Here is a 14,647-nt window from a genome sequence, read left to right on the forward strand (position 1 = left end):
TCAGTGAACAAATGAAGGTATGGCTAAACGAAAGACTGGAATGGCAACATTGAAATCATTACCTTCGGCATCAACCATTTGATAATGCCCTTCCATAGTACCAAGTGGCGTTTCGATAATTGCGCCACTGGTATACTGATACTCATTACCGGGCTCGATAAGCGGTTGAACGCCGACTACGCCTTCGCCCTGAACCTGAGTTTCACGACCATTACCATTAGTGATTAACCAGTAACGGCCGAGAAGCTGCACTGCCGTTCGCCCCAGATTGCGGATAGTGACGGTATAGGAAAAGACGAAACGTTCCTGCTCTGGCGAGGATTGCGCTTCGATATAGACACTTTGTACCTGGACACATACTCGGGGCGAATTAAGCATAGGTTAACTCTCCAGCTGTTTTTGCGGGTTATCAGACAGATAGTTTGCCAGCAAGCAATACTGTGCAACAGTGATATTTTCCGCACGCAGCGTCGGGTCGACACCCAGCTCTTCGAGAACCTCAACACTAAATACGTTGCCAAGACTATTACGGATAGTTTTGCGACGTTTATTAAATGCTTCAGTGGTGACTCGACTGAGCATGCGTAATTCTTTCACTGGGTGTGGCAGAACAGCATGTGGTACCAGACGGACGACGGCTGAGTCAACCTTAGGTGCTGGCGTAAATGCCGTTGGCGGCACTTCCAGTACAGGAATGACATTACAGTAATATTGCGCCATAACCGAAAGACGGCCATAGGCTTTACTGTTCGGGCCGGCAACCAGACGGTTGACCACCTCTTTTTGCAGCATAAAGTGCATGTCAGCAATAGCATCAGTATAGCTGAAGAGATGGAACATCAAAGGGGTCGAAATGTTGTATGGCAGGTTACCGAAAACACGTAATGGCTGCCCAATTTTGTCGCGTAATTCGGCAAAATTCATTGTCATCGCATCTTGCTGATAAATCGTTAATTTAGGAGCAAGAAAAGGATGGGTCTGTAAGCGTGCAGCTAAGTCGCGATCGAGCTCGATCACGGTCAGTTTATCCATACGCTCGCCAACGGGTTCAGTTAATGCCCCGAGGCCCGGACCGATTTCAACCATCGCTTGTCCGGGGAGTGGATTTATTGCAGAGACAATGCTGTCGATAACGAAATGATCGTTAAGAAAGTTTTGTCCAAAACGTTTGCGGGCAAGGTGGCCCTGGTGAACTCGAGTATTCATCGACTATTAGTAATCATTTTGATGGCGAGATTAAGCGCCGTAATAAAACTGCCGACCTCTGCTTTGCCAAGGCCTGCCAGTTCAAGGGCGGTTCCATGGTCAACAGAAGTACGGATAAAAGGTAAGCCCAGGGTAATATTTACCGCTCGGCCAAAGCCTTGATATTTCAATACCGGCAAACCCTGATCGTGATACATCGCCAGAACAGCATCGGCGTTATCGAGATATTTAGGCTGGAATAAGGTATCTGCCGGGAGCGGGCCTGAAAGATTCATTCCCTGCTGACGCAGTGTATTCAATACCGGAATGATAGTGTCTATCTCTTCGGTGCCCATATGCCCGCCTTCACCCGCGTGTGGGTTCAGACCACAGACCAGGATATGCGGCTCGGCAATACCAAACTTGGTTTGCAAGTCATGATACAGGATGGTGACAATCTGGCGTAGTAAATCCGGCGTTATTGCATCGGAAATCGCTTTTAGCGGCAGATGAGTGGTCACTAAAGCGACGCGTAACTCTTCTGTTGCCAGCATCATCACGACTTTTTCGCTCTGTGAACGCTCTTCAAAAAACTCGGTATGACCGATAAACGGAATACCTGCGTCGTTAATTATTCCTTTATGTACCGGGCCAGTAATTAAGGCAGTAAATTCACCACTCAGGCAACCATCACAGGCACGGGCGAGCGTTTCGACTACATAGGCACTGTTTGCCGCATTAAGCTTGCCTGGTATAACCGGCTCACGCAGGGCAACAGGTAATATCGTGAGGGTACCTGCACGCTGATCTGTGGCGGGTTTATCGGTGTCCAGTGGGATTAAGCTGAGAGGGTGACCTAACAGGGCGGCACGTTCGAGCAGTAATTCTGTGCTGGCACAGACCACTAACTCAACCGGCCAGTCGCGTTGCGCTAAGGCGATTACCAGGTCAGGACCAATCCCGGCGGGCTCGCCGGGAGTGATAACCACGCGTGAAATATTAGTCATTATTACCGATAATTTTCACATAAGCGCCAGCGCGCTGTTCTTGCATCCAGCTTTGGCCTTCTTCGGACATTTTACGGTTCATCAGCATACGATAGGCTCGGTCTTTTTGTGCCGCATCGGTTCTGTCGACGTTGCGGGTGTCTTGCAACTCAATCAAATGCCAGCCAAAAGAAGAGTGCACTGGAGCACTAATTTGGCCTTTGTTCAGTTTCAACAGCGCATCACGGAATGACGGGTCGTAAATATCTGGCGTTGCCCAGCCTAAGTCACCGCCCTGATTAGCTGAACCTGGATCTTCAGAGAAGGATTTCGCTGCATCAGCAAAGGTTGTGCTGCCAGTCTTAATATCCGCAGCAATTTGCTCCAGTTTCTGGCGAGCCTGAGCATCAGTCAGAACCGGTGAAGGTTTCAGCAATATATGACGTGCTTTCAGTTCTGTTACGGAGATATTTTGTGTCTGACCACGTAAATCGTTCACTTTCAGAATGTGGAAACCGACACCTGAACGAATAGGACCAATAATATCGCCTTTTTTCGCTGTGCTTAATGCCTGAGCAAACAGAGAAGGCAGTTCCTGAATACGACCCCAGCCCATCTGGCCGCCTTTCAGAGCTTGCTGATCGGCTGAATAGCTGATGGCAAGTTTACCGAAATCGGTACCATTACGCGCCTGGTCTGCAACAGATGCGGCCTGTTTCTCAGCCTCATCAACCTGCGCTGAGCTTGGGTTTTCAGGCAGTGGAATCAATATATGACTTAAGTTTAATTCAGTACTACTGTCATTTTGATTACCGATTTGTTGTGCCAGAGAATCCACTTCTTGCGGCAGAATTGTAATACGGCGACGGACTTCGTTATTACGTACCTCTGAAATCGTCATTTCCTTACGGATTTGGTTCAGGTAGCTGTTATAGCTGATGCCATCCTGAGCCAGACGATTACGAAGTTGTTCCAGTGACATATTATTCTGCTGAGCAATATTGGCGACAGCTTGATTCAATTCTTCGTCAGTAACGGTAGCACCCATTTTTTGGGCCATTTGCAGAACCAGCTCGTCCATAATCAAACGTTCGAGGATCTGATGGCGAAGCGTGGCATCATCAGGAAGCTGCTGATTCGCTTGCTGTGCATTCATTTTTACCGATTGCATCAGGCCATCGACATCACTTTCCAGCACGACGCCGTTATTGACTACTGCAGCGACTTTGTCAACAACCTGTGGTGCAGCGAAGGTTGTATTGGTCACCAGGGCAATGCTGAGAAACAGGGTTCTCCAGTTCTTCATACTTTTTCCATTTTACTTAGCCGCAAAGCGGATTACGTTTTCAGTCAAAGCGAATTACAGCGAGCTTTGGTACGGTAGAATGTTAGAACGCAGCATTTGCTGAGTGCCCAGACCGTAATTAGAACTCAGGCCACGTAACTCAATGTTAAAGCCGAATACATTATCGTACTGACTTTGATTATTTTGCCAACCGTTGATTTTACGTTCGGCGCCAATACGAATGGCATAACAGCAAGAACTATACTGTACGCCGAGCATAGTATTGGCAGTCTGTCTGGTATTCGTATCGAAGTAATACGCACCTACTACTGCCCAGCGGTCGGCGAATGGCCAGCTAGCAACAGTACCCACCTGTGCAATGCCTTCTTTATACTGCTTGGCATTAGAGAACGAAGGTAATGTTGCCTGAATATATTCAGGGCTGGCATAGCGATAGGTCAGCTGTGCCAGTCGGTCTGCATCACGACGATACTCTATTGCTGCACTGCCGGTTGCAAGGTTCGCCAGACGCGCATCATACTCTAAACCACCACGCAGACCCCAGCTCTCTGTCATGCGCCAGTAGGTATCACCGGCCCATATCATCGAACCACTTTTCTTGTCTTTTTCCCAGTTGATGTTGTCATCACCGGTGCGAGATTGATTGAAGTAATAAATTTGACCCACAGAAACGTTAAAACGTTCAATCGAAGCATCATCATAGACACGGGAAGTGACACCGGTGGTTACCTGATTAGCGGAAGCAATCCTGTCCAGGCCGCCATAGGTCCGGTCATGGAACAGTCCGTTATAGTCAGATTGTAATAACGCCGAGTCGTAGTTATTGATATTGCTCTGATTATGATACGGGACATATAGGTATTGCGCCCGCGGCTCTAACGTTTGTGTCCAGCCAGCCACGTTCTCCATATTACGGTCAAAAATCAGTTTTCCGTCAGCTTTGAACTGTGGCATGGTCCGGGTGACCGTTGACGACAAACCTCGGGCACTGTCATAGAGTTCGCGATAATCCGAACTTGACTGATTAGCCTGATAAAGCTGGTTGGTATAGTTACGATAATTTTCTAAATTATCCTGCTGATAATGCGTCACCATCAGCTTGGCTTCGGTATTCAGGCTGGCCCAACCGTTAGATAACGGCAAGTTGATTGTCGGCTCCAGATGCAAACGAGTCGCCTCAGGCATGTTGTTATTCACGTTAGTGAATTTCACCGCCTGACCATAAATATGGGTATCGAACGGACCGACATCGTTTTTATAGTAATTAACATCCAGCTGCGGCTCAGCACGGTATGAACTGGTGGTGCTACCTATTTGGTCTGCAAAGACCTGGAACTGTTTGGTGGCAAGCGTGGCGGTAAAGTTCTGGCTGGCATAACCGGCACTGAATTTTTGCGTGGCGTAGCCATCGGTACTGGAGCCGTATTGTGAAGAGAAGTCGTTAAAATAGCGGGAGTCGCTGACTTTGGTGTAGTCAACATTAAACCGCCAGACTTGGTCTACAACACCATTATGGTTCCAATAGAATAACCAGCGCTTCTCTTTGCTACCGGAGTTAATATCGTTGCCGTTATTGTACTGATCGTCTTCTGGCAGATAGTCGAACTCAAGGAGACCTTGTCCTGCCCGACTCAAATAGCGGAACTCATTTTGCCACTGAACGCCTCCCCGCTTATGCAGGTAATGAGGGGTAATAGTTGCATCAAAGTTAGGCGCGATATTCCAGTAGTAGGGCAGCGAAAATTCGAAGTAGTTAGTCGAGCTGTACTTCGCATTAGGAATTAAAAAGCCTGAACGGCGTTTATCGCCGATAGGTAGTTGGAGATAAGGACTATAAAAAACCGGCACCGAACCTAGTTTAAAACGCGCATTCCAGATTTCAGCGACCTGTTCTTCACGGTCCTGAATGACTTCACTCCCGACCACACTCCAGGTATTTGAACCTGGCAGACAGGAGGTGAAGGATCCATTTTCAAGGATGGTATAGCGGTTCTCGCCACGTTGTTTCATGACGTCAGCATTACCACGTCCCTGGCGACCGACTAGCTGATAATCACCTTTCCAGACATTGGTGTCCTTGGTGTTCAAATTCGACCAGGCTTTAGGGCCTTTGAGAATTATCTGATTATCGTCGTAACGTACGTTACCTAACGCATCCACTGTGCGAATAGGTTCTGGTTGTCCTGCCAGTTGTTTCTGATGCAGCTGGACTTCATCAGACTGTAACAGGCTATTACCCTGTTGAATCTGAACGTTGCCGCTAAAGAAAGCATTGTCAGGATAATCGCCAGTAACGCTATCAGCTTCAATGGTCACAGGAAGGTTGGTGGTGTCCCCTTCAACCAGCGCACGGTTGTAGCTTGGGACGCCCAGCATACACTGCGAAGCGAGATCGGCAGCCATACCTTGCTGGCTATAGAGAGCTGAACCAATCAAAGTGGCCAGCAAAGTAGGAATACGGTTTTTCATACGTTTAATTCGTTGTTCCGTCATCAGGGTCTAGCGAAGGCAAACGGTCAGAGACTAGCGCACTCATCATCACAGCGCTAGTGTTAATCCTGCATGTTCGGCAGTATGTCGTTAGGTAACTGCCATCAATGACGGGTATGATAAAGCAAATTCAGAATCACAGCATGACGATTTGGGGAGTTTATGCGGTATTGGGGTAAAGTACTCGGTGTTATCCTGGGAATATTCTCAGGCGGTGGCTTCTGGGCAATTGTCATAGGCTTTCTGATCGGTCATATGGTGGATAAAGCCAGAGACCGCCAGCGCTCAGGATTTATGAATCAGCAACAGCGTCAGACCCTGTTTTTTAACACCACATTTGAAGTGATGGGGCACCTGACCAAGGCGAAGGGACGAGTCACCGAGGCTGATATTCATCTGGCCTCAGTATTAATGGACAGAATGAAGCTTCAAGGCGAAGGCCGAAGCGCTGCTCAGCGGGCATTCCGCGTGGGTAAAGAGAATGACTACCCGTTACGTGAAAAAATGCGCGAGCTTCGCGGCGTTTGTATGGGGCGTTTCGACTTAGTCAGGATGTTTCTGGAAATTCAGATTCAGGCTGCTTTTGCCGATGGCTCACTGCATCCGAATGAACGCGAGGTGTTGTTTGTTATTGCCGAAGAGCTCGGTATTTCACGGGTACAGTTCGAACAGTTCCTGCGCATGATGGAAGGCGGACAGCAGTTTGGTGGCGGCCAGTATCAGCAATCGCAAGGGGGCTTCGGCCAACAGCGTGGCCCGACACTGGATGATGCCTGTAATGTGCTGGGAGTGAAGAGCAGTGATGAACCGACCGTCATTAAGCGAGCTTATCGCAAGCTGATGAGCGAGCATCACCCGGATAAACTGGTTGCTAAAGGTTTACCACCGGAAATGATGCAGATGGCGAAAGAGAAAGCGCAGGAAATTCAGGCGGCTTACGATCTTATCAAGACAACCAAGGGTTTTAAATAACCGTACTGGAGGGAAAGTGTGATGCTTTCCCTCCAGCGGTTGAAATACAGAATAGCAGTCTGCTCTGTTTAAAAATCTGCCGGAGCTTTAAAGGTCATGCTACTACCGTAGTCTGGATGCGTGATAGTCAGACTGCCAGCATGTAATTGTAAACGGGGTGCCAGCGCCAGGGCCTCTGGTGTGGCATAGAACCTGTCCCCTAAAATCGGGTGTCCTAAGGCCTGCAGATGAACGCGGAGCTGATGCGAACGCCCGGTTATCGGTTTTAACAAAATACGCGCGGTATTGTCCGGAAAGTATTCCAGTACCTGATACTCGGTTTGTGCTGACTTACCGGTCTCATAACAGACTTTTTGTTTCGGACGGTTTGGCCAGTCACAAATCAGGGGTAAGTCAATCAACCCTTCTTCCTGCTGGGGGTGACCCCAGATACGGGCAATATATTGCTTCTGCGGTTCACGTTCGCGGAACTGGCGTTTTAGCTCACGTTCTGCGGCTTTATTCAGGGCGACAACCATGACGCCGCTGGTGGCCATATCCAGGCGATGAACGGACTCAGCTTGTGGGAAATCACGCTGAATACGGGTCATGATGCTATCTTTATGTTCGTCAAGACGCCCGGGTACTGATAACAGCCCGCTGGGCTTATTCACCACCATGATATGAGCATCCTGGTAAAGAATATGCAACCAAGGCTCTGTCGGTGGGCAGTACGGCTCCATTAACATTGACTCAAATCCTTCCTGTTACATTGCAGCGGTTGATTCTCCAGCCCTGGATTTACCCGGGGCCGGAGAGGAGAGCATACCGCTTTACTGATGTGTAACCACGATCAGGCGCAGGGCATCCAGACGCCAGTTGGCTTCACTCAGTGCGACCATCACTTGTTGACGATTGGTTTCGATGGCAGCTAACTCATCATCACGAATGTTAGGGTTCACCGCACGTAATGCCTCAAGGCGAGACAGTTCGGCAGTTAATTTTTCATTCGCTTCACTCGTCGCGGCATCAATGATCACCTGCGCGGCTTCAGCCACTTTTTCTTCAGCCAGCTGCAAAATAGCGTGGACATCAGATTGAACCGCATTAACCAGTTTGCTGCCGGTATGACGGTTAACGGCACTCAGCTGACGGTTAAAGCTTTCAAACTCAACCTGGGCCGCCAGGTTAGTGCCATTTTTGTCGACCAGCATACGTATCGGCGTCGGGGGCAGGAAGCGGTTAAGCTGTAACTGCTTAGGCGCTTTCGCTTCAACAACGTAGATGAGTTCGAGTAATAAGGTTCCGACAGGCAGCGCCTTATTTTTCAGCAGCGATAATGCACAGCTTCCGGTATCACCAGAGAGAATAAGATCAAGGCCATTACGGATGATCGGATGCTCCCAGGTCACAAACTGTGCATCTTCACGCGACAGGGCAATATCACGTTCGAAGGTGATGGTGCAGCCGTCTTCCGGAAGACCCGGGAAGTCAGGAACCAGCATATGATCTGAAGGCGTCAGAACTACCATATTATCGCCGCGATCGTCCTGGTTGATACCGACGATATCAAACAGGTTTAAGGCGAAGGTGACCAGTTGGGTGTCGTTATCCTGCTCAGAAATAGCTTGTGCAAGCTGCTGTGCTTCTTCACCACCGTTGGAGTGGATCTCGAGCAGGCGGTCACGGCCTTGCTCCAGCTGAATTTTCAGTGCGGAATGCTGTTCGCGGCACTGGGTTATCAGCTCATCAAAGCCTTCGGTATTTTCTGGTGCGGCAAGATACTCAACCAGTTGAGGATAAACGCTATCATAGATAGTCCGACCGGTTGGGCAGGTATGCTCAAAGGCATCAAGACCCGCGTGATACCACTCGACCAGCACTGACTGCGCGGTTTTCTCCAGGAAAGGTACATGAATCTGAATATCATGCTCCTGGCCTATACGGTCCAGACGGCCAATACGCTGTTCTAACAAATCCGGGTTAAACGGCAGATCGAACATTACCAGCTGGCTGGCAAACTGGAAGTTACGGCCCTCAGAACCGATTTCAGAACATAACAGCACCTGTGCGCCAGTATCCTCTTCAGCAAACCAGGCTGCGGCGCGGTCGCGTTCTATTATCGACATGCCTTCGTGGAATACGGCTGCTCTGATGCCTTCACGCTCACGCAGAACTTGCTCCAGCTGGAGCGCTGTGGTGGCTTTAGCGCAGATAACCAGGACTTTCTGGGAACGATGACTGGTCAGGTAACCCATCAGCCATTCAACACGCGGGTCAAAGTTCCACCATGTTCCGGTATCACCTTCAAATTCCTGATAAATCTGTTCAGGGTAGAGCATGTCACGGGCACGTTCTTCTACCGATTTACGGGCAGACATAATGCCGGAAACTTTGATGGCTGTTTGATATTGCGTGGGCAGCGGCAGACGTATGGTATGCAGCTCACGTTTCGGGAAACCTTTAACGCCACCGCGCGTATTACGGAATAGCACGCGGCTGGTGCCGTGTCGGTCCATCAGCATGGAAATTAATTCTTTACGTGCCGCTTCGCTACCTTCTTTGTCGCTGTTAGCAACCTGGAGTAAAGGTTCGATGTCCTGGACGCTCAGCAATTCGCTGATTACGTTCAGCTGTTCGTTATTCAGACGATTACCTTCCAGTAGCAGGGCAACGGCATCGGCGATGGGACGATAGTGCTGCTGTTCTTCAACAAACTGGGCGAAGTCGTGGAAGCGGTCCGGATCGAGCAGGCGCAAACGGGCGAAATGGCTTTCCATTCCGAGCTGCTCAGGCGTTGCGGTCAGCAGCAGGATACCCGGGATATTCTCCGCCAGCTGTTCCACGGCCATATATTCCCGGCTAGGGGCTTCCTCACTCCAGACTAAGTGGTGAGCCTCATCGACCACCATCAAGTCCCATTCGGCTTCACACAGATGCTCAAGACGCTGTTTATTACGACGCACAAAGTCGAGAGAGCAGATGATTAACTGTTCGGTCTCAAAAGGATTATCACTGTCATGCTGAGCCTGCACATAACGCTCGTCGTCAAACAGGGCGAAGCGCAGGTTAAAGCGACGCAGCATTTCGACCAGCCACTGATGCTGAAGCGTCTCTGGCACAATAATCAGTACACGTTCGATACTACCTGCCAGCAATTGCTGGTGGATAATCATTCCGGCTTCGATTGTTTTACCCAGACCCACTTCATCTGCCAGCAAAACACGAGGTGCATGACGGCGTCCCACATCGCGCGCGATATTCAGCTGATGAGGGATCAGGTTGGTACGCATACCGCGCAGACCGCTCCAGATCTGACGCGATTGTTCGCTCTGATATTTCCGGGAACGGAAACGCAAAGCGAAGCGATCCATGCGATCAATTTGCCCGGCGAACAGACGATCTTGTGGTTTACTGAATACCAGTTTACTGTCGAGAAACACTTCGCGCAGGATGACCTGTTCTTCAGCGGTATCAAGGCGGGTGCCGGTATAGGCGAGTAATCCATTCTCTTCGGTGACTTCATTCACTTTGAGCTGCCAGCCTTCATGGCTGGTAATGACATCACCCGGATTGAACATTACCCGGGTAATCGGTGAGTCATTTCTGGCATACAGACGATTTTCACCCGTTGCAGGGTATAAGAGTGTGACCATGCGCGTATCCAGCGCAACTACAGTTCCCAGTCCCAGTTCGCTTTCGGTATCGCTGATCCAACGCTGACCAAGTGTAAAAGGCATAAGTTTTCGGCTCTTTTTCAGTGACGTATAAATTCTGGCAAACACACAACGACCGCCTGAGTCAGGCAGTGATTGAAAATTTAGATTATGGATTCGAAGAAAGGGCGATATGGTACTGGATGGCAGCGCTTTCGTCATCAACTGCTCATCATTAGATTAACAGAGACACTGACTGCTTTACCCGTAACCACTTTTTTAAAACAGCCCTAATTGTCCTGTCATTAGTGTAGCAAAATCATCGCCAATAAAGGGTAAAATTCCTTCCGCTACTGGTTGTAATTGACGAGTCAGGTAACTTTCATAGTCAAGGATAGCCGTCTGGTAATCAACCGGCTGTGGCCCGTGAATCGTCATAACATACTGTATAGTGCCTTTATTTTGGTATTGCAGCGGGCGGCCATGTTTTTGATTATATTCATCAGCCAGTCTTGCCGCGCGTACGTGAGGCGGGACATTTTTAATATATTCATTCAGTGGCCGCCGCAGCCGTTTACGATAAACCAGCTGAGAATCCAGTTCACCGGCCAGTAACTGAGCAATAGTTTCGCGTATATAGTCCTGATAAGGCTCGTTGCGGAAAATACGCAGATACAGTTCTTTCTGGAACTGTTGCGCTAAGGGAGTCCAGTCGGTACGCACCGTTTCCAGCCCTTTAAACACCATGCGCTGGTTATCTTTCTCCTGAACCATACCCGCGTAACGTTTTTTACTGCCCTGGTCAGTGCCACGAATCGTCGGCATTAAAAAACGGCAATAGTGAGTTTCATATTCAAGCTCCAGAGCGCAGGTCAGTTGCTGGCTCTGCCAGAGATGTTCCTGCCACCACTGATTGACATGACTGACCAATTGCTGACCCGTTTGTTTTGCCGTCGCTTCATCTTTAGCCTGTTTCAGCCAGACAAAAATCGAGTCGGTATCGCCATAAATAACATCAAAACCTTGGGCTTCGATTAAAGCTTTAGTCTGGAGCATGATCTCATGCCCCCTTAGAGTAATAGATGACGCCAGGCGAGGGTCGAAGAAACGGCAGGCATCAGTTCCCAGTACGCCATAAAAGGCATTCATAAGGATTTTCAGCGCCTGTGAAAGCGGCTGATTATCCTGACGCTTGGCTTCATCACGCCCTTCCCAGATCTTCGCAACAATATCAGGTAAACAGTGGGTCTGACGTGAGAAGCGCGCATCAAGAAATCCGGCGACCGAGTGCTGGTCATCGGGGGTAGCCATTCCTTCTACTAACCCCACCGGGTCAATCAGAAAGGTGCGGATAATAGAGGGATAAAGGCTTTTATAGTCCAGCACTAACACCGAGTCATAAAGCCCGGGACGGGAATCCATAACATAGCCGCCAGGGCTCCCCTGAACCGGTACCTCCCCCATATTGGGGGCGACAAACCCCGCCCGATGCATTCGGGGAATATAGAGATGACCAAAAGCGGCAACCGAACCACCGTGTTTATCCAGCGGCAAGCCGTTGACACTGGAGCGTTCCAGTAAAAATGGCATTAGCTCGGTTTTATGGAAAATACGCGTCACTAATTCGCAATCTTTAAGATTATAAGTCGCAAGAGCAGGTTTATCTTCCGCAAACAGACGGTCTATCTCATTCATTCTGTCCCAAGGGTTATCAATGGCTTTTCCCTCCCCAAGAAGCTCGCGTGAAACTGTCTCAAGTGAGAAAGACGAGAAACTCCAGAAGGCAGACTTCAGGGCTTCAATGCCGTCAATAATCACGCGCCCAGCCAGCTGAGCAAAGAATACCCCTTTTTTAAAGCCATGCTCCCGCCACTCGATTTCACTCTGTTCGCGCCCAAGGCATAGCGGTACGCGGTAACGCTCCGCCATCTGCTGTAGCACGCGGAAATCAAACTGGATAACGTTCCAGCCAATCACAATATCGGGGTCATGCTCAGCAAACCAGTCATTCAGCTTTTGTAGCAGGAGTGGGCGGCTGGCAACATATTCCAGATTGAAGTCCAGTTCCGGGGAGGTGGTATTCTCATTTTCGCTCCCTAACATATAGACCTGACGCTGACCGCAGCCCTCTAAACCAATGCAGTACAACTCACCATGGCGATTAGTTTCAATATCAAGAGAGACCCATTTGAGCTGTGGACGATAGTCCGGGGCGGGTTTTAGCCTGGTATCTTGGTAGTGCTGACCTTGCTGAGTTCCATTGAACCAGACTGGAGCCGTGATAAAACGCTCCATAAGATAACGCTCGGGGGGGCGAATATCGGCTTCGTAAACGCGAACACCTTCATCTCGCAGTTTTCTCTCCAGCCGCATTAACTGGCGATGTGACTGGCAATACAGTCCCATGACCGGCTGGCGCTGGAAGTCGCGGAGTGTCAAAGGCGTCAGGCGAAATCCCCGTTCTCCCGCAAGAATACCCAGGGTTTCAGCTCGTTGATTTTCGGGAATAAAAGCGACAGACTCCTGAGTGGGCAGGGTCACCTTAACCGGCCCGTCATCGGTCGCCAGCCAGAAAAATACTTCGGTACCTTGCGGGGTATCTCTCCAGTGCCGGGTGAGTAAAAAGCCCTGACGCATATTGGACACAGTAGACTCTCATTGGGGAAAACGGGTCTGATTATATCCTAAATAACTTTAGTTGTTCCCAGACGTAAAACAAAGAGTGTTGTTGACATAGCAAGACGTTACGATAAGTTGGCGGGCACGCTATGGTTTGTGAATCGCTCTCACGGGTTAGGTATTGTCAGATTAGCTCGAACGTCAAAATAAGCCAAATCGAAGTCTGGCAATGCAAAGGCGCCGAGCTAAAAATGTATACAGGATAATTAACTCCACTTCAGAATATTAACTTTTAGTCAATGAAGGTGCAGGAACAACAGCAATCCATTCTTTAGTGGGACTACCCAGCACAACTAATTCCTCATTTTTGGATAGGGTATGTTGTTCATTAGAAACGTATATGGTTGATTGAGATGTTGCTTTAGATGTTATATATATAATTCCGCCACTAAATGGTATCTCATCTGGAATATTAATTTTTGGAGCACAGTGTGTATTGTACATTTCAATATAAATATAATTGTTTTTTACTAAAGCATCATTTAACTGCTCCTTAGTTATATCTTTGTCATTTTCAAATTTGAGTTTGACAAAATATTCATCTGTGGCATTCATAATGCACCTCTATTTATTGCTGTTAATTTATGGGGTTAGCTAATAAAACTGTTCTCATCGCTGGTGGTTTCTCTTAATCCTCATAACTAAAAGTGATACTTCTTTTATTAGGGGGATTGTAATTAGCTGTCATTATCAACTGACGGATGCCATGGTTAGAGAAGACACGACAGACGTCTCATGAATACTGTTAATTAAAATTATTGCAATGACGAAATTATCGAAATATGTAGATTGTTTATCTATTAAACAGGGTGTTTTTTTAGTCGGAACGAAATGATTCATGATACATTCATTATTATATTTATTTGGCATAATAAGCAATGCATCACTATATAATTAACAACTAAGTATAGGTTTTATATGAACCATTATGTGCGCTGGCTCCATATTTATTTTTATGACGAGCAGCTCTGATCTTTAATGAAAATAACTAATATTATTATAGGAAGGTGCTGGTATTTACCCAGTGACGATTTTAATACAATAACCAGTTATTATTTTTAATCAATGTTTTTTTTACAAAAGGCAACGGGTATCAAATTAATTAATGAAAAATTAAACAATTGACATTTTTTTAAAATTAGCCCCGTAAACCCTCGCCCAATTTGATCCAAGTGCTTCCATGCCGTCAACTAATCCTACGGAATCATTAAGGAAGGTTCGGATGATTGAAGGATAGAGGGTTTTATACCCGTTATACTTCAAGTTGATTGGGTGTTACCTACTTTCAGGACCAGCATCGAGTCATAAAGCCCGGGGCGAGAGTCCATCACATAGCCGCCCGGGCTACCCTGCACGGGTACTTCTCCCGTATTAGGTATTTACGTTTTTCGCTT

The 14,647-nt window shown here is 48.2% G+C and carries 10 protein-coding genes and 1 pseudogene; 1 reads left to right on the forward strand and 10 read right to left on the reverse strand.

Annotation, left to right across the window (positions count from 1 at the left end; all coding sequences use genetic code 11):
• Genes apaG through lptD form a run of 5 tightly spaced genes read right to left on the reverse strand, consistent with a single transcriptional unit; the run spans position 1 to position 5,946 of the window.
• The gene (gene apaG, locus M2387_RS17930; RefSeq protein WP_259051334.1) at positions 1–378 is read right to left on the reverse strand and encodes a Co2+/Mg2+ efflux protein ApaG; all 378 of its coding nucleotides are present in this window, start codon (positions 376–378) and stop codon (positions 1–3) included.
• 3 nt (positions 379–381) lie between these two features.
• On the reverse strand, positions 382–1,206 hold the full coding sequence (gene rsmA, locus M2387_RS17935; protein ID WP_259051337.1) for a 16S rRNA (adenine(1518)-N(6)/adenine(1519)-N(6))-dimethyltransferase RsmA: 825 nt from the start codon (positions 1,204–1,206) through the stop codon (positions 382–384).
• Positions 1,203–2,192 carry a 4-hydroxythreonine-4-phosphate dehydrogenase PdxA gene (gene pdxA / locus M2387_RS17940; protein WP_259051339.1) on the reverse strand — a complete coding sequence of 330 codons (990 nt, stop codon included), beginning with the start codon at positions 2,190–2,192 and terminating at the stop codon, positions 1,203–1,205. Before pdxA ends, rsmA begins: the two co-directional genes overlap by 4 nt.
• Positions 2,185–3,477 carry a peptidylprolyl isomerase SurA gene (surA, locus tag M2387_RS17945; protein ID WP_259051342.1) on the reverse strand — a complete coding sequence of 431 codons (1,293 nt, stop codon included), beginning with the start codon at positions 3,475–3,477 and terminating at the stop codon, positions 2,185–2,187. Before surA ends, pdxA begins: the two co-directional genes overlap by 8 nt.
• Before the next feature lie 54 nt (positions 3,478–3,531).
• Positions 3,532–5,946, reverse strand: a complete 2,415-nt coding sequence (gene lptD / locus M2387_RS17950; protein WP_259051343.1) for an LPS assembly protein LptD — start codon at positions 5,944–5,946, stop codon at positions 3,532–3,534.
• A gap of 183 nt (positions 5,947–6,129) precedes the next feature.
• Between lptD and djlA the strand changes: the two genes are divergently transcribed.
• Entirely contained in the window at positions 6,130–6,939 is an 810-nt protein-coding gene (djlA, locus tag M2387_RS17955; protein ID WP_259051345.1) for a co-chaperone DjlA, read from the forward strand.
• Positions 6,940–7,007: 68 nt separating this feature from the next.
• On the opposite strand, the gene rluA is transcribed toward djlA, so the two are convergent.
• The 5 genes and pseudogenes from rluA to M2387_RS17980 all read right to left on the reverse strand — a co-directional run.
• Positions 7,008–7,667 carry a bifunctional tRNA pseudouridine(32) synthase/23S rRNA pseudouridine(746) synthase RluA gene (gene rluA, locus M2387_RS17960; protein WP_259051347.1) on the reverse strand — a complete coding sequence of 220 codons (660 nt, stop codon included), beginning with the start codon at positions 7,665–7,667 and terminating at the stop codon, positions 7,008–7,010.
• An 84-nt stretch (positions 7,668–7,751) separates the two neighbouring features.
• Positions 7,752–10,658 carry an RNA polymerase-associated protein RapA gene (gene rapA, locus M2387_RS17965; protein ID WP_259051348.1) on the reverse strand — a complete coding sequence of 969 codons (2,907 nt, stop codon included), beginning with the start codon at positions 10,656–10,658 and terminating at the stop codon, positions 7,752–7,754.
• A 195-nt stretch (positions 10,659–10,853) separates the two neighbouring features.
• Positions 10,854–13,211: a DNA polymerase II gene (polB, locus tag M2387_RS17970; protein ID WP_259051553.1), complete on the reverse strand. Its 2,358-nt coding sequence runs from the start codon at positions 13,209–13,211 to the stop codon at positions 10,854–10,856.
• Between the two features lie 267 nt (positions 13,212–13,478).
• Positions 13,479–13,808, reverse strand: a complete 330-nt coding sequence (locus tag M2387_RS17975; RefSeq protein ID WP_259051349.1) for a hypothetical protein — start codon at positions 13,806–13,808, stop codon at positions 13,479–13,481.
• Between the two features lie 624 nt (positions 13,809–14,432).
• Positions 14,433–14,629 (reverse strand): annotated as a pseudogene (locus M2387_RS17980) (hypothetical protein); the annotation flags it as partial.
• Positions 14,630–14,647: the final 18 nt, after the last annotated feature.

Source organism: Klebsiella sp. BIGb0407, from assembly GCF_024807845.1.
In the GTDB taxonomy this organism is placed as follows: Bacteria; Pseudomonadota; Gammaproteobacteria; order Enterobacterales; family Enterobacteriaceae; genus JGM124.